The organism is Jiangella endophytica, assembly GCF_003427025.1.
In the GTDB taxonomy this organism is placed as follows: domain Bacteria; phylum Actinomycetota; class Actinomycetes; order Jiangellales; family Jiangellaceae; genus Jiangella; species Jiangella endophytica.
In genome coordinates, this window is the sequence record NZ_QVAI01000009.1 from 149,893 (window position 1) to 164,931 (window position 15,039).

Genomic DNA, 15,039 nt, shown 5'->3' on the forward strand with positions numbered 1-15,039 from the left:
GTCAGAGGCGTTCGGCGGGCAGGGCGGTCTCCTTGGCCGCGCCGCCGGACGCCTCGACCAGGTAGCCACCGGCGCCGTCGCGTTCGGTGTAGACGCCGGCCGGCTCCGTCCCGCGGTACAGCACGCCCGCGCCGTCGTCGGTGGCGAACGACGTGGGCACCTCGCCGCTCGCGACCATCCGGTGCAGCAGCGGGCGGCGCTGTTCCTCGGAGTCGTAGTGGACGCCGTTGCCGTACGGGAGCAGCGCCAGCCCGTCGGTGACGGCGCGCAACGTCGGCCCGAACGAGTCGGTCGGGCCGCCGACGTGCCAGCAGATCGACCCGGCCGACACCCCGGCCAGCACGACGCCGGCCTCCCAGGCCTCGCGCATGACGTCGTCGAGGCCGTGCAGCCGCCACATCGCCAGCAGCCCCGCGACCGAGCCGCCGCCGACCCACAGCACGTCCTGCGCCAGCACGTGCGCCCGGATGTCGTCGACGTTCGGCATCGGGAACAGGTTCAGGTGCGACACGTCGACCGACCAGCCCGCGAACGCCGCGTACGTCCGCTGCACGTAGAACACGCTGTCGCCGGACGCCGTCGGCACGAAGCAGAGCTTGGGCCGGTCGGCGCCGGTCAGCCGCAGCGCGAGCCGCGTCAGCCCGGCCGGTCGGAGGTTCTCGCGCGCGTCGTAGGCGAAGCCGCCGCTGGTGGCGAGGATCGTGGGCGGGCGGGTCATCGGGCCTCCTAGGGGACGAGCGCTCGGCGTGCCCGCCGCCGACGGTAGCCGATGATCGCCGCGGCGATCACCACGGCCGCGACCACCACCGCCGCGGCCGCCGGCGGCGCCGCCGAGGCCACCGTCGCCGCGCCCCAGACCACGCTCAGGCCGCCGACCGTCCAGATGACGGCCCACAGGGCCGACCCGACCAGCATCGCGGCCAGGTAGCGGCCGAACGGCATGCGGGTGGCGCCGGCGACCGCGTTGACCGCCGTCTGTACGCCGATGGTCAGGAACGACAGCGTGACGGCGACCGGGCCGTAGCGTCCGACGACCCGCTCGGCGCGATCCAGCCGGTCGCGGCCGAGGCGCTCGCCCCAGCGGGACCGCGCGATGCCCGTCCCCGCCGCCCGGCCCAGCCAGTACGTCGCCTGGGCCCGCGCGACGACGATGCCGAACATGACGGCGACTCCCAGCCAGAGCGGCAGTCCGAACGGGCTGTCCGGGGCTGCGAGCGGCGTGACCCCGTCCATGCCCGGCATCGTAGTCACCGCCCGGCCGAGTGCCCGCAGGACGCTCGGCACGCCGCGGACAGTGTCCCGAGCAAGCTGTGACACGGCCGGCGGTTTGGTGGCGCCGATCCGGTGGGGAGGGACGCCTGAGGGTGGTGTGACGGGATGTGTGACACGGCCGATGCGACATCCGGGCGTGGGGTTTGCCCGGGTTGGTGGCGCCGATCCTGTGAGAGGGGTGGCGCCGATCCTGTGAGAGGGGTGGCGCCGATCCGGTGCGGAGGGACGCCTGAGGGTGGTGTGACGGGATTTGTGACACGGCCGATGCGACATCCGGGCGTGAGGTTTGCCCGGGGTGGTGGCGCCGATCCGGTGCGGAGCGACGCCTGAGGGTGGTGTGACGGGATTTGTGACACGGCCGATGCGACATCCGGGCGTGAGGTTTGCAACGATGGGCCGATGCTGGGTCTCGAGACTCCCGCGGGTTACACGATCACCCGCCGCCTCGGTTCCGACGCGTCGGCCATGTACCTCGCTCGAGAGGACGCGACCGGTGCGTCCGTAACCCTGCGGTTCGTCGGTCAGGTGGGCCCCCAGGTGCGCGACCGGCTGCGGCTGGCCGCCCAGGCCCTGCGCGCCGTCGACCACCCGCACGTCATCCCGTTCCTCGACGTCGTCGATGGTCCGGGCGGCGTCGTCGTCGTGCTGGGCGCGGCCGAGGGCGGCAGCCTGGCCGGCATCATCGGTGCCCGGGGCGTGCTGCCGGCGGGCGAGGTCGTCACGGCCTGCGCTCCGGTCGCCGAAGGGCTGGCCGAGGTCCACCGCCGTGGCATCGTCCACGGCGACCTCACGCTCGACGATCTCGTGTTCAGCCTCGACGGCCGGCCCATGGTCGCCGGCGTCGGGCTGGTGCAGACCGGCGTGCCGCTGCGCGTCGGCCAGCGGGCCCGCCCGGTGCCGCCCGAGGTCCAGGCCGGCTCGCCACCCGGCCCTCCGGCCGACGTGTACGGGCTGGTCACGGCCGCGGTCGTCGCGCTGACGGGCTATCTGCCGTCGGCCCGGCTGTCGCTGCCCGCGGTCCCACCGGCCACGCAGGCGCTGCTGGCCAGCGCGCTCGACCCGGTCCCCAACCGGCGGCCGCCGGTCAGCAGCATCGGCAACGTCTTCTTCGCCGTGGCCGACCCCGCCCCCGTCGAGCTGGTCCTCGAGGAGAACCACGCGACCACCGGCACCATGCGGCCTGTGCTCGACGCCCCCGTCATGGGCGCCGACGACGACGTCGCGGCCTTCATGCGCCGCTCGACGGCCACCGGGCGCCGCGCGCGTCGCCGCTCCGAGTCGGCCGACGCGCCGGAGGTGCTCGCGTCCGGGGCTGTGGGCGGCATGGTGGCTCCCGCAGGCGCCGGTCCGACCACGGTGCCCGGCGGCGCCGGTGTGAGCCCCACGGCGCCGACCGGCCCCATCAGCACCCCGCGCCGCGGCCGGCGCGGGCGGAGCGAGGAACCGCCGCCGCCGTCCGGCCCGCGCGGCGGCATCGACGACGGCGTCAACGTCCCCGTCCCCGAAGGCGTCCTTCCCGACGACCGCCGCCCCGGCCGTCGTCCCGCCCCGGCGAAGTCCGCCGCCGCCCCGCCGGCGAAGGACTCCCGCCGCGGGGGTGGCCGCGGCGCACCGCCGCCCTCCTCGGACGATGTGGACACCGGCGGCCCGAAACGCAAGGACCGTCTGTGGATCGTCAGCACGCTGGTGGCGCTGCTGGTGGTCGCCGGCGTGGCCATCGTCGGCTGGAGCGTCTTCGGCGACGACACCCCGACTGACGGCCCCGGCAGCGGCTCCAGCCCCGGCGCCGAGGTGTCCACCGATCTCTGTGGCGGGCCGCAACCCGCGCCCAGCGTCCCGCCGCCCACGGTCACCGACTGGACCCAGGAGGTGCAGCGCCTGTACACGCTGCGGGCGCAGGCGTTCGAGGAGGGCGACCCCGAGTTGCTCTGCCAGGTGCACTCGCCGACCAACCCCACCCTCACCGACGACGCCGAGACGCTGGAGGAGTACGCCGACGCCGACGTCCACACCGACGGGCTCGTCTTCGAGGTGGTCAACGCCGAGCTGGTGTCCCAGGAGGGCGGCCGCGCGAGGGTCACCATCACGCAGCGCACCCCGCCCTACACCCTCGTCAACGAGGACGGCAACGTCGAGCAGGAGATGGAAGGCTTCGAGGAGCAGACCTGGGAGGCCGACCTCGTCGCGGTCGCCAACCCCGACGGCACCAGCTCCTGGCGCTTCGGCTAGCCGCTTTCGACCGCTGGCGCGCACCATTGATGATCATGGAGGCGCGCCGCCAGCGGACGGTGGGCTGAGCGGAGTCGGTCGCCAACCCCAGCGAAGTCGGCAGCGGCCAGCGGAGGGGTACCAACAGCGAGCAGGGGGCGGGCCAACGCGGCAGACCCAACCCCACGAGAGCCCGGCCAACCGAACGCGCCGGCCAGCTGAACACCCCGAAGACCCCTCAGAGAGCCGCCCTGATGATGGAACGCGCATCCGGCTGATCGAACTCGAAGCCCGCCTCGGTGAGCCGCGTCGGCACGATCCGCAGGCTGCCGAGCAGTTCCGACGACGCCTGGCCGAGGGCGATCTGCAGGGCGAATCCGGGCACCGGGAGCAGCCGCGGCCGGTGCAGTTCGGCGGCCAGCAGGCGGCTGAACTCACCGTTGGACACCGGCTCGGGCGCCGTGACGTTGTAGGGGCCGACGCACCCGTGCTGCTCGATCAGGAAGCGCAGCGCGCGGACGGCGTCGTGCAGGGAGACGGTGCTCCAGAACTGCTCGCCGCCGCCGAAGTGGCCGCCGAGGCCGAGTCGGAACAGCGGCAGCAGCGGCTTCAGCGCCCCGCCGCCCGGCCCGACCACGAGGCCGAAGCGCGGGTGGCAGACGGCGATGTCGGCGGCCCGGGCGGGGGCCGCGGCGTGCTCCCAGTCCTGGCACAGCCGGGCGAGGAAGCCGTCGCCCGGGCCGGACTCCTCGTCCAGGAGTTCGCGGCCGCGGTCGGGGCCGTAGAAGCCCATCGCCGACGCGCTGACGAAGACCCGCGGGCGTGTCGGCAGGCCGGTCAGCGCCGACGCGAGCACCGTCGTCGAGCGGATGCGGCTGTGGTGCAGTTGCTTCTTGAACCCGCGGGTCCAGCGGCGCGAGCCGACGTTGACGCCGCCCAGGTGTACGACGGCCTCGACGTCGGTGAGGCGGGGGAGTGGGACCACGCCCTGCTCGGGGTCCCACCGTGCCTCGTTGGCCGCGGCCGGAGCCCGCCGCACCAGCCGCACGACGTCGTGACCGGCGGACTCCAGCTCGGCGACCAGCGCCGATCCGACGAAACCGCTGGAGCCCGCAACAGCGACCCGCATGGGGGTCAGAGGCCCAGGTCGGCCTCGAACCGCCCGCCCTCGAGCCGCTTCTTCACCGTGGTCAGGAACCGCGCGGCGTCGGCGCCGTCGACCAGCCGGTGGTCGTAGCTGAGCGCGAAGTACACCATGTGCCGGACGGCGATGGTCTCGCCCAGGTTGGGGTCGTCGATGACCATCGGACGCTTGACGACGGCGCCGGTGCCGAGGATCGCGACCTGCGGCTGGAAGAAGATCGGCGTGTCGAACAGGGCGCCGCGGCTGCCGGTGTTGGTCAGCGTGAAGGTGCCGCCCGTGATCTCGTCGGGCGTCAGCTTGCCGGTGCGCGCCTTCTCGGCCACCTCGGCGATCTTGCGCGCCAGCCCGGCGATGTTGAGGTCGCCGGCGTCCTTCACGACCGGCACCAGCAGGCCCTGCTCGGTGTCGACGGCGATGACGAGGTTCTCGCGGTCGTGGTAGGTGACCTCGCCCTTCTCGACGTCGATCGACGCGTTGATCTTGGGGTGCTGCTTGAGCGCCTCGACCGCGGCCTTCGCGAAGAACGGCAGGAACGACAGCTTCACGCCCTCGCGCTGGGCGAAGTCGGCCTTCCTGCGGTCGCGCAGCCGGGCCAGCGTGGTGATATCGATCTCGACGACGCTGGTGAGCTGTGCGGTCTCCTGCAGCGACTCGTGCACGCGCTTGGCGATGACCTTGCGCATGCGGGTCAGCTTCTCGGTGGTGCCCCGCAGCGGCGACGGCTCGATCGACTCGGGCGCCTCGGCCGGTGCGGCGGCGGGTGTCGCGACGGACGGTGCCGGCTGCGCGGCGGCGGCCTTGGCTGCCTCGGCCGCGGCGAGGACGTCCTGCTTGCGGACCCGACCACCGATGCCGGTGCCCTGGACGGTGCTGAGGTCGACGCCGTGCTGGGTGGCCAGCTTGCGGACCAGCGGGGTGACGTAGGTGGTGCCGTTGCCGGACGGTTCGGCGGCGGGCGCAGCGGCCGGGGCGGGCGCCGGCGGAGCCTGCGTGGCCGTGGCCTGCGCGGCGGGCGCCGCGGGGGCGGACGGAGCGGGAGCGGCCGGAGCCGGAGCAGGGGCGGCCGGAGCCGCGGGCGGGGCCTCCTGGACCGGCGCAGGAGCCGGGGCGGCCGGCGCGGGGGCCGACGGGGCGGCCCCGCCTGCCGTGCCGACCAGCGCGAGCACCGCGCCGACCTCGACGGTCTCGTCCTCGGCGACCTTGATCTCGAGCAGGGTGCCGGCGACCGGCGACGGGATCTCGGTGTCGACCTTGTCGGTGGAGATCTCGAGCAGCGGCTCGTCGACGGCGACGGCGTCGCCCGGCTGCTTGAGCCAGCGGGTGACCGTGCCCTCGGTGACGCTCTCGCCCAGCGCCGGAAGCGTGACGGGCGTGCTCTCGCCGCCCGCGCCGTCGACCGACGCGGCAGCGGGAGCCGGCGCCTCCGCGGCGGCGGGAGCGGCCTCCTCGGCCGGAGCCTCCTCAGCGGCCTCAGCCGGAGCCGCCTCGGCCGGAGCGGCCTCGGCGGCCGCCTGGCCGCCGCCCGCGCCGTCGCCGCTGGACTCGCCCGCCTCGCCGATGACCGCCAGCTCGGCGCCCACCTCGACGGTCTCGTCCTCGGCGACCTTGATCTCGAGCAGGGTGCCGCCGACCGGCGACGGGATCTCGGTGTCGACCTTGTCGGTGGAGATCTCGAGCAGCGGCTCGTCGACGGCGACCGTGTCACCCGGCTGCTTGAGCCAGCGGGTCACTGTGCCCTCGGTGACGCTCTCGCCGAGTGCGGGCAAGGTGACGGAGGTTGCCATCGTCTGTCCTCTCGAGTCCTACGTACGGTCGTCGCTGGAAGGCCGAGGCAAGCTTATGCCCCGGCAGGTCAGCCGTGGACGTGCAACGGCTTGCCCGCCAGCGCGAGGTGCGCCTCGCCCAGCGCCTCGCTCTGGGTGGGGTGCGGGTGGATCAGCTGGGCGACCTCGTGCGGCAGCGCCTCCCAGTTGTAGATGAGCTGCGCCTCGGCGATCAGCTCGCCGACGCGGGCGCCGACCAGGTGCACGCCGATGACCGGGCCGTCCTTCTCGCGCACGAGCTTGGCGAAGCCCTGCGTCTTGAGGATCTGGCTCTTGCCGTTGCCGGCGAGGTTGTACTCGAACGTCTCGATCTTGTCGTCGCCCAGCCGCTCCTTGGCCTGCGCCTCGGTGAGGCCGACGGAGGCGACCTCGGGGTCGCAGTAGGTGACCTTGGGGATGCCGAGGTCGTCGACGGGGACGGGGGCGAGCCCGGCGATCTCCTCGGCGACGAAGATGCCGTGCGCGAAGCCGCGGTGGGCCAGCTGCAGGCCGGGGACGATGTCGCCGACGGCGTAGACGTTCGGCACGCCGGTGCGCAGCCGCTCGTCGGTGACGACGAAGCCGCGGTCGAGCGTGATGCCGTTCTCCTCGTAGCCCAGGCCCTCGGTGACGGGGCCACGCCCGACGGCGACCAGCAGCAGCTCGGCGTCGATGGTCTCGCCGTTCTCCAGCGACACGGTGACGCCGCCGTCGTGCTTCTCGACGCCGGCGAACCGCACGCCGGTCTTGAAGCCGATGCCGCGCTTGCGGAACGTCCGCTCGACCACCTTCGAGGCAGCCTCGTCCTCGGCCGGGACCAGCCGGGGCAGCGCCTCGACGATGGTGACGTCGGCGCCGAAGGAGCGCCACACGCTGGCGAACTCGACGCCGATGACGCCGCCGCCCAGCACGACCGCCGACGAGGGTACGCGGTCCAGCGTCAGCGCCTCGTAGCTGCTGATGACCTGGGTGCCGTCGATGTCCAGCCCGGGCAGCGACCGGGACCGCGAGCCGGTGGCCAGGATGATGTTGCGGCCCTCGTAGCGGGTGCCGCCGACCTCGACGGCGTTGGGCGCGACCAGCCGGCCCTCGCCCTCGATGACCGTGACCTTGTTGGCCTTGAACAGGCCCTGCAGCCCCTTGTACAGCCGCCCGACGACGCCGTCCTTGTAGGTGTTCACGCCGGGCATGTCGATGCCCTCGAACGAGGTCTTCACGCCGAACTGCTCGCTCTCGCGGGAGTTGTCGGCGACCTCGGCGGCGTGCAGCAGCGCCTTGGTGGGGATGCAGCCGTAGTGCAGGCAGGTGCCGCCGAGTTTGTCCTTCTCGACCAGCGCGACGTTCATGCCCAGCTCGCTGGCGCGGAACGCCGCGGCGTAGCCGCCGCTCCCGCCGCCCAGGATGATGACGTCGAAACCGGCAGTGTCGGCCACGGTGGTGCTCCTCGATGTCGTCGTTGTCCTCGCTACCGCGTCAACAGCATCCTTCCATCCGCTGTTCCGACACCATTCACCGGACCGGGACGTTGCACTGTGAGCAGGTAGTGTCGCGATACGGTCCTGGTTCCCACCAGGCGAACGGACTCGGAGGTCGAGACGATGGGGTTGTTCCGGCGACGGCGGAAGAGCGCCGAAGGCAGCTTGGACCGCGCTGCCGACTCCGCCGACGTCAAACACCTCGAGGAGTTCGCCCGGAGCCGCCGCGGCGTCGAGGCGTTCGTCGAGCCGCCGACGACCATGACGGCCACCACCGTCGTCTTCGTCGCCCACGACGGCGAGTGGACCCGCCGGCGGGTGCGCGACGCCGCCGCGGCGCACGGGCTGGCCCGCAAGCTCGGCATCCCGGCCTACGACGCGCAGGTGGTCGGCTACCCGCAGCGCATGCGCGACTGGAATCGCAAGAACGGCGGCCGCGGCGCCTGAGCACCGGCGACCGCCGTCCTGGCGGAACCGTCAGATGACGTCGTCGGCGACGTCCTCGACCAGCTGCACCAGCGTGCGGACGGCGGCGCCGGTGCCACCCTTCGGGGTGTAGCCGAACGCCTTGTCGCTGAACGCCGGCCCGGCGATGTCGAGGTGCGCCCAGCCGATGCCGTCGGCGACGAACTCCTGCAGGAAGAGCCCGGCCTGCAGCGCGCCGCCCCAGCGGTCGCCGATGTTGGCGATGTCGGCGATGGGGGAGTCGAGCTTCTCGCGCAGCTCGACCGGCAGCGGCAGCGGCCACATGGCCTCGCCGACGCGGCCGGCGACGTCGTGGATCTTCGCGCCGAGCTCCTCGTCGTTGGCCATGATGCCGGAGACCCGCTTACCCAGCGCGACGACGGCGGCGCCGGTCAGCGTGGCGACGTCGACGATGAGGTCGGGCTCGTCCTCGGCGGCGCGGACGATGCCGTCGGCCAGCACCAGGCGGCCCTCGGCGTCGGTGTTGAGCACCTCGACGGTCTTGCCGCCGTAGATCGTGATGACGTCGGACGGGCGCTGGGCGCTGCCGGACGGCATGTTCTCGGCCATGGCCGCGTAGGCGGTGACGGCGACCTTGGTGCCGAGCTGGGCGATGGCGTGGACGGCGGCGATGACGGCCGCGGCGCCGCTCATGTCGCTCTTCATCTCGACCATGCTGTCGGCCGGCTTGAGCGACAGGCCGCCGGAGTCGAACGTGATGCCCTTGCCGACGAACGCGACGTGCTTCTTCGCCCGCGACGGCCGGTAGGACACGCGGACCAGCCGCGGCGGGTTGGCCGAGCCCTGACCGACGCCGATGAGGCCGCCGTAGCCGCCCTTGGCCAGCGCCTTCTCGTCGAGCACCTCGACGTCGAGCTTGGCGCTCTTGGCGAGCTTGGTGGCGGCGTCGGCGAACGTGACGGGTGTGAGGTCGCGCGGCGGGACGTTGACCCAGTCGCGGGCGCGGTTGACGGCGGCGGAGATGGTCTCGGCGCGGGCGACGGCGTCCTTGACGCCCTTGGCCTTGACGCCGGGGCCGATCAGCGTGACCGACTCGACCGGCGTGGTCGGGTCGCCACTCTTGTACTGGTCGAAGGCGTAGCCGCCGAGAGCGAGGCCCTCGACGACGGCGGCGGCGTCGGCCTCGTCGAGGACGGGCAGCGCGACGGCCGCGGACTGCTGACCGGCCAGGGCGCGGGCGGCGACGCCCGCGGCGCGGCGCAGCGACTCGTGCCGGGCGGGCGTGCCTGCCTCGGCGAGCGGCCCGGTCCCGACGACGACCAGCAGGCCGGCCTTCGCGGCACCCATCGCCGGCAGCTTCGTGACCTCGTCGGCCTTCCCGGTGGCGCCGAGCTGACCCAGCAGCTTCGCCAGCGAGCCCTTCAGGGCCTTGTCGAGGGATTCGCTGCCCGGCAACAGGACGACGTCGTCGTCGCCCGGGGCCACACCCACGACGACGGCGTCTACTTTGAGGCCCGTCGGGGCGGCGGAGGACAGGGCAATGCTGGTCACGGTTCTCCTGACGTCGCTCGTTTCAGCCGATTCCGCCCGATGCTACCGCCGGGTCACTCAGGCATCGCCGGATGCCCGGCGCGTGGCGCGAACACCCTCAGCGCCTCGGCGTCGGAGTGGACGGTGCGCGCGTACTCGTCGGCCCAGGCCCGAGCTTCGGGGTAAGCGCTCGCCGCGACGACGGCGTCGCCCAGCTCGTCCGGGTCGATCGCGGTGCGCCGCAGGGTGACGACGCCGTCGCTCAGCAGTGCCCAGTGCGGCCCGGGCCGGCCGTACGGCATGCCGACGCTGCCCGGGTTCACGACCAGCCGGCGGTCGACGAGGCGCTGGAACGGCATGTGCGTGTGCCCGCAGACGACCGTGCGCACGTCGCCCGGCACGACGGACAGCACCTCGGCCCAGCGGGCGAGCGAGCTGTCGACGAGCACCACCTCGTCGTCGTCGCGGGGCGTGCCGTGACAGAACAGGACCGGCCCGAACCCGTCGACGTCCAGCGTCACCGGATGCGGCAGGCCGTCGAGCAGCTCGACGTGGTCCGGCCGCAGCTGCCGCCCGGCCCAGTCGGACACGTCGATGGCCGAGGTCGCTCCGCGCGCGACGGCGACCAGTTCGCGATCGGCGTTGCCGCGCACCCAGACCACCCGCTCGCCCCGCGACACCAGCAGGTCGAGCGTCTCGACGGGTAGCGGGCCGGCCGCGATGTCGCCGGTCAGCACGATACGTTCGGCCGCTCGGACATCCGGCTCGGCCAGCACCGCCTCCAGCGCCGGCAGCACCCCATGGACGTCGGACAACACCGCGACGGAGGCGACCATCCCCCGAGGGTAGACGCCGTAGGGTGTGCGCGTGAGCACCGACGACCTCGCCAGGACCTCCCTGTACGACCGCCACGTGGCGCTGGGCGCCAAGTTCGCCGAGTTCGGCGGCTGGTCGATGCCGCTGCAGTACACCGGCATCGTCGACGAGCACACCGCCGTGCGCGAGCGCGTCGGCCTGTTCGACGTCAGCCACCTGGGCAAGGCGTCGGTCACCGGGCCGGGCGCGCGGGCGTTCGTCGACTCGTGCCTCACGAACGCGCTGGAGAAGATCGGCCCGGGTCAGGCGCAGTACACGCTGTGCTGCGACGAGTCCGGGGGAGTGGTCGACGACCTCATCGTGTACCTGCGCGCCGACGACGACCTGCTGCTGGTGCCCAACGCCGCCAACAACGCCGAGGTGGTGCGCCGGCTCGCCGCGGCCGCGCCCGGTGGCGTCGAGGTGCGCGACCGTCACCGCGACTTCGCCGTCCTCGCCGTCCAGGGGCCGAACAGCGACGAGGTGCTGGCCGCGCTCGGGCTGCCCATCGGGCACCCGTACATGTCGTTCGCCGAGACCACGCACGACGGCGTCCCGCTCACCGTCTGCCGCACCGGCTACACCGGCGAGCGCGGCTACGAGCTGCTGGTGCCGTGGGAGGACGCCGGGACGGTGTGGGACGCGCTGCTGGCGGCCGGCCGCGACTACGGCATCGCGCCGGCCGGCCTGGGCGCCCGCGACACGCTGCGCACCGAGATGGGCTACCCGCTGCACGGGCAGGACCTCTCGCTGGACATCTCGCCGGTGCAGGCCCGGGCCGGCTGGGCGGTCGGCTGGTCCAAGCCGGCGTTCTGGGGCCGCGACGTACTGCTGGCGGAGAAGGCGGCCGGCCCGGCGCGGCGGCTGCGGGGCATCAAGGCGCGTGGCCGCGGCATCCCGCGCCCGGGCATGACGGTGACGATCGACGGCGCGCCGTCCGGCACGGTCACGTCGGGCACGTTCTCGCCGACCCTGAAGCAGGGCATCGGCCTGGCGTTGCTGCCGCCCGGCGTCGCCGACGGCGTGGAGGTGCAGGTCGACGTCCGCGGCCGGGCCGAGGCGTTCGAGGTCGTGCGGCCGCCGTTCGTGCAGCCGTCGACCAAGGAGAGCTGACCCGCCGCGCACTCGCAGCAGGAGTGGCGCGGCCACCTGGCCGGGCTACCGGTGCTCTGGGTCGGCGTGCGCTGCGACGCGGCGGTCGCGGCGGACCGCGAGCTGGCCCGCGGCGACCGCGTCCCCGGCATGGCGGCGGGGCAGGCCGAGCTCGTGCATCGCGGCGTCGGCGACGACCTCGAGGTCGACACCACGCGCGCCGAGGCCATGGCCTGCGCCCGCGTCATCGCCGCGCGCGCAGGCTGACGTCGGGTCGGACCTGGAGACGGATGGATCACTGCGCCCGCCCCTACACCTGAGCACCCAGCGGGCCCGTTGGGCGTGCGTCAGCCCTCGGCGACGTCCAGTCGCCGCGGCGCGGAGCGCAGTGGCGAGAGCCAGGCGATGACGGTGGCGATGACCAGCGACAGCTGGCACAGCAGCACGGTCTCGTCGGTGTCGAGCGCACTGGCCAGCGCGCCGGCGACGACCGCGCCCAGCGGGTAGCCGACGCCGAAGGTGGCCATGCGCCCGGCCGTCATGACCCGGCTCATCAACGGCTCCGGCGTCACCTGCTGGCGCAGCGTCACCGAGATGGTCGCGATCACCAGGTACATCAACGACCAGCCGGCGATCGCCAGCGCGCCGGGCAGCCAGTCCTCCGCCAGCGCGACGATGACGCCGGCGGCGGCCGCGAACGGCAGCACGATCAGCGCCGCTCGTGGCCCGCCGAAGCGGTCCATGAGCCGGGGCATCAGGATGCTGCCGACGACGGCGCCGAGGCCCCAGGCGCCGAACAGCACGCCGAGCCGCCAGTCGCCCTCCTGCACGCCGAGGGTGCGGTCGGCCCAGACGACGAGGATGGCCATGAGCGAGCCCGCGCTGAACGCCACCAGCACGCCGATGACGATCATCACCCGGATGATCTCGTGCCGCACGATGAACCGCGTGCCCTCGGCGACGGCGGACAGCCGCAGGGTGCTGTCGCGATCCCGCGTGCCGCTCAGCGGCCGGACGACGCCGCGGATGAGCATCGCCGACGCGACGAACGTCAGCACGTCGATGGCGATGATCGACGCGGGGGAGACGACGACGATGAGCGCACCGGCGATCATCGGCACCACCGTCTCGGCGACCGTGCTTCCGCCGGCCACCAGCGCGTTGGCCGCGGGCAGCCGTTCCCGGCCGACCAGACTGGGCAGCGCGCCCTGGTTGGCGGCGTCGAAGAACACGTAGATGGTGCGGACGACGAACGCGGCGATCAGCACGTGAGCGGCGGTCAGCGCGTCGAGCCAGAACGCGATCGGCACGGTGCACAGCGCCACCGCGGCCAGCAGGTCGGCGCCGACCATCATCCGGCGTCGGTCGGCGTGGTCGGCCAGTGCGCCGGCCAGCAGACCGAACACCAGGTACGGGACGGCCTCGGCGACGATCACCAGCGACGTCCACGTGGCCGAGCCGGTGATGCCGTAGATGAGCACCGGCATGGCGATGAACGTCACCGCCGAGCCGGTCAACGAGACGATGCGCGCCGCCACGTACCGGAAGACGTCCGGATCGCTGAGCAGACGCTCGCGCCTTGCGGGCGCTGAACTACCCACGTCGATGAACTCCCGCCCCCCGCGAAAACTAACTTTACGCGGAAGGCAACAGCATGACGCGTCTCTTGTCAAGGCGCCCCTGTGGCGGGTCATCGTGCTCGTCAGGCCTGCCTCGGGGAAAGTCCGAGGGCGCGTCGTTGCCGTCCCCTGCGCGGCAACGACGCGCCCTTGTACCCGTCAAGACAGACCAGGCGACGGGTCATGACGCTGGATTCGATGTGACGTGGGCCACATCGGCCCCCGGTCGCCGCTCCGGGGCCGGCGGACCGTACTGTCAGGCGCAGTGACGGGTCGATCGGGAGGCGAAGATGAGCTGGACGTGGCGGTTCCTGGCACCGGACGGCGCGCCGGCGTCGGGGGTGGACGACGGCACGGGGCGCCCGGAGGCCGGCTTCCCGACCCAGTCCGACGCAGAGAGCTGGCTGGGCGAGCACTGGCGCGGGCTGGTCGAGGCCGGCGTCGACTCGGTGGTGCTGGTCGAGGACGGCCGCGATGTCTACGGCCCGATGAGCCTCGCCCCGCCGGACTGACGGCGCCACGCCGGCGCCGCGTCCAGGACGGCAGACATGCCGCGGCGGGCCGGTCCGGTGTGGTCCGGCCCGCCGCGGAGGTTCGTCAGTACTTCGGCGACCGCTTGGCCGTCTCGGCCGGGTCGCGCGCGACGGCGTCGCCGAGGATGTCGTCGATGGCCTTGAGGAGGTCCGGCTCCAGCGTGACACCGCTGGCCGCGACGTTCTCGGTGACCTGCTCGGGCCGTGAGGCGCCGACGATGGCGGCCGCGACGTTGGGGTTCTGCAGCACCCACGCGACCGCCAGCTGGGCCAACGAGAGACCGGCCTGCTCGGCCAGCGGCTGCAGGCTCTGGACGCGGGTGAGCACGTCGTCGGTCAGCCAGCGACGGCCGATGTCCGAGCCGCCGGTGGTCATGGCGCCGCGCGAACCCTCCGGCGCGGACTGTCCGGGCCGGTACTTGCCGGTCAGCACACCCTGGGCGATGGGGGAGAAGACGATCTGCGAGACGCCGACGTCCTCGGAGGCCGGGACGACCTCGGACTCGATGACCCGCCAGAGCATCGAGTACTCCGGCTGGTTGGAGATGAACGGGACGCGAAGCTCGCGGGCGAGCGCGTGGCCCTGCCGGAGCTGGTCGGCGGTCCACTCCGAGACGCCGATGTAGAGCACCTTGCCGGCGCGGACGAGGTCGGCGAACGCCTCCATCGTCTCCTCGAGCGGCGTGCCGGCGTCCCACCGGTGCGCCTGGTAGAGGTCGACGTAGTCGACGCCGAGGCGGCGCAGCGAGTGGTCGATGGACTCGTGGATGTGCTTGCGCGAGAGGCCGCGGTCGTTGGGGCCGTCGTGCCCGGCGGGCCAGAAGACCTTGGTGAAGATCTCCAGCGACTCGCGCCGCAGGCCTGCCAATGCCCGACCGAGGACCTCCTCGGCGCGACCGGCGGCGTAGACGTCGGCGGTGTCGAACGTGGTGATGCCGGCGTCCAGCGCCGCGCGCACACAGGCGACGGCGGTGTCGTCCTGCACCTGGGAGCCGTGGGTGATCCAGTTGCCGTACGCGATCTCACTGATCTTGAGGCCGGACCGGCCGAGGGCGCGAAATTCCATGCGCGAGAATCTATCGG

13 protein-coding genes and 1 pseudogene are annotated in these 15,039 nt (G+C 73.2%); 5 read left to right on the forward strand and 9 right to left on the reverse strand.

Annotation, left to right across the window (positions count from 1 at the left end):
- Window position 1 precedes the first annotated feature (1 nt).
- Window positions 2–718, reverse strand: coding sequence for a Type 1 glutamine amidotransferase-like domain-containing protein (locus DZA62_RS18910; RefSeq protein WP_116950466.1), 717 nt, complete (start codon window positions 716–718; stop codon window positions 2–4).
- A gap of 8 nt (window positions 719–726) precedes the next feature.
- The gene (locus DZA62_RS18915; RefSeq protein ID WP_116950467.1) at window positions 727–1,233 is read right to left on the reverse strand and encodes a DedA family protein; all 507 of its coding nucleotides are present in this window, start codon (window positions 1,231–1,233) and stop codon (window positions 727–729) included.
- A gap of 438 nt (window positions 1,234–1,671) precedes the next feature.
- Here DZA62_RS18915 and DZA62_RS18920 point away from each other — a divergent pair, with 438 nt between their 5' ends.
- On the forward strand, window positions 1,672–3,501 hold the full coding sequence (locus DZA62_RS18920; protein ID WP_116950468.1) for a serine/threonine protein kinase: 1,830 nt from the start codon (window positions 1,672–1,674) through the stop codon (window positions 3,499–3,501).
- A 217-nt stretch (window positions 3,502–3,718) separates the two neighbouring features.
- Here DZA62_RS18920 and DZA62_RS18925 read toward each other — a convergent pair whose 3' ends face one another.
- The 3 genes from DZA62_RS18925 to lpdA form a co-directional block, all read right to left on the reverse strand.
- Window positions 3,719–4,609 carry a TIGR01777 family oxidoreductase gene (locus tag DZA62_RS18925; RefSeq protein WP_198663948.1) on the reverse strand — a complete coding sequence of 297 codons (891 nt, stop codon included), beginning with the start codon at window positions 4,607–4,609 and terminating at the stop codon, window positions 3,719–3,721.
- Window positions 4,610–4,614: 5 nt separating this feature from the next.
- Window positions 4,615–6,408, reverse strand: coding sequence for a 2-oxoglutarate dehydrogenase, E2 component, dihydrolipoamide succinyltransferase (gene sucB, locus DZA62_RS18930; RefSeq protein WP_116950470.1), 1,794 nt, complete (start codon window positions 6,406–6,408; stop codon window positions 4,615–4,617).
- 68 nt (window positions 6,409–6,476) lie between these two features.
- Window positions 6,477–7,859, reverse strand: a complete 1,383-nt coding sequence (lpdA, locus tag DZA62_RS18935) for a dihydrolipoyl dehydrogenase (RefSeq protein ID WP_116950471.1) — start codon at window positions 7,857–7,859, stop codon at window positions 6,477–6,479.
- Window positions 7,860–8,024: 165 nt separating this feature from the next.
- Between lpdA and DZA62_RS18940 the strand changes: the two genes are divergently transcribed.
- Window positions 8,025–8,348, forward strand: coding sequence for a hypothetical protein (locus DZA62_RS18940; protein ID WP_116950472.1), 324 nt, complete (start codon window positions 8,025–8,027; stop codon window positions 8,346–8,348).
- Between the two features lie 30 nt (window positions 8,349–8,378).
- Here DZA62_RS18940 and DZA62_RS18945 read toward each other — a convergent pair whose 3' ends face one another.
- Both DZA62_RS18945 and DZA62_RS18950 read right to left on the reverse strand, forming a co-directional pair.
- A complete protein-coding gene (locus DZA62_RS18945) occupies window positions 8,379–9,878 on the reverse strand; it encodes a leucyl aminopeptidase (protein ID WP_116950473.1) in 1,500 nt (499 codons plus the stop codon).
- 53 nt (window positions 9,879–9,931) lie between these two features.
- Entirely contained in the window at window positions 9,932–10,693 is a 762-nt protein-coding gene (locus DZA62_RS18950; protein ID WP_116950474.1) for a metallophosphoesterase family protein, read from the reverse strand.
- Window positions 10,694–10,724: 31 nt separating this feature from the next.
- On the opposite strand from DZA62_RS18950, the gene gcvT reads away from it, so the two are divergent.
- Together gcvT and DZA62_RS18960 are read left to right on the forward strand one after the other, a co-directional pair.
- Window positions 10,725–11,825 carry a glycine cleavage system aminomethyltransferase GcvT gene (gcvT, locus tag DZA62_RS18955; RefSeq protein WP_198663949.1) on the forward strand — a complete coding sequence of 367 codons (1,101 nt, stop codon included), beginning with the start codon at window positions 10,725–10,727 and terminating at the stop codon, window positions 11,823–11,825.
- A 6-nt stretch (window positions 11,826–11,831) separates the two neighbouring features.
- Window positions 11,832–12,071: pseudogene (locus DZA62_RS18960) on the forward strand (phosphotransferase-like protein); the annotation flags it as partial.
- A gap of 80 nt (window positions 12,072–12,151) precedes the next feature.
- Here the strand turns inward: DZA62_RS18960 and DZA62_RS18965 are convergent.
- Window positions 12,152–13,405, reverse strand: coding sequence for an MFS transporter (locus DZA62_RS18965; RefSeq protein WP_157987764.1), 1,254 nt, complete (start codon window positions 13,403–13,405; stop codon window positions 12,152–12,154).
- A 308-nt stretch (window positions 13,406–13,713) separates the two neighbouring features.
- Between DZA62_RS18965 and DZA62_RS18970 the strand changes: the two genes are divergently transcribed.
- Complete coding sequence (locus DZA62_RS18970; protein WP_116950478.1) at window positions 13,714–13,935, forward strand: hypothetical protein; 222 nt, start codon at window positions 13,714–13,716, stop codon at window positions 13,933–13,935.
- An 85-nt stretch (window positions 13,936–14,020) separates the two neighbouring features.
- On the opposite strand, the gene DZA62_RS18975 is transcribed toward DZA62_RS18970, so the two are convergent.
- On the reverse strand, window positions 14,021–15,022 hold the full coding sequence (locus DZA62_RS18975) for an aldo/keto reductase family protein (RefSeq protein ID WP_116950479.1): 1,002 nt from the start codon (window positions 15,020–15,022) through the stop codon (window positions 14,021–14,023).
- Window positions 15,023–15,039 lie beyond the last annotated feature (17 nt).

What these genes read in the sequence shown, in the direction of transcription:
- DZA62_RS18910 (WP_116950466.1), bottom strand. Translation starts at nt 718, where the DNA reads ATGACCCGCCCGCCCACGATCCTCGCCACCAGCGGCGGCTTCGCCTAC.
- DZA62_RS18915 (WP_116950467.1), bottom strand. Translation starts at nt 1,233, where the DNA reads ATGGACGGGGTCACGCCGCTCGCAGCCCCGGACAGCCCGTTCGGACTG.
- DZA62_RS18920 (WP_116950468.1), top strand. Translation starts at nt 1,672, where the DNA reads ATGCTGGGTCTCGAGACTCCCGCGGGTTACACGATCACCCGCCGCCTC.
- DZA62_RS18925 (WP_198663948.1), bottom strand. Translation starts at nt 4,609, where the DNA reads ATGCGGGTCGCTGTTGCGGGCTCCAGCGGTTTCGTCGGATCGGCGCTG.
- sucB (WP_116950470.1), bottom strand. Translation starts at nt 6,408, where the DNA reads ATGGCAACCTCCGTCACCTTGCCCGCACTCGGCGAGAGCGTCACCGAG.
- DZA62_RS18940 (WP_116950472.1), top strand. Translation starts at nt 8,025, where the DNA reads ATGGGGTTGTTCCGGCGACGGCGGAAGAGCGCCGAAGGCAGCTTGGAC.
- DZA62_RS18950 (WP_116950474.1), bottom strand. Translation starts at nt 10,693, where the DNA reads ATGGTCGCCTCCGTCGCGGTGTTGTCCGACGTCCATGGGGTGCTGCCG.
- DZA62_RS18970 (WP_116950478.1), top strand. Translation starts at nt 13,714, where the DNA reads ATGAGCTGGACGTGGCGGTTCCTGGCACCGGACGGCGCGCCGGCGTCG.
- DZA62_RS18975 (WP_116950479.1), bottom strand. Translation starts at nt 15,022, where the DNA reads ATGGAATTTCGCGCCCTCGGCCGGTCCGGCCTCAAGATCAGTGAGATC.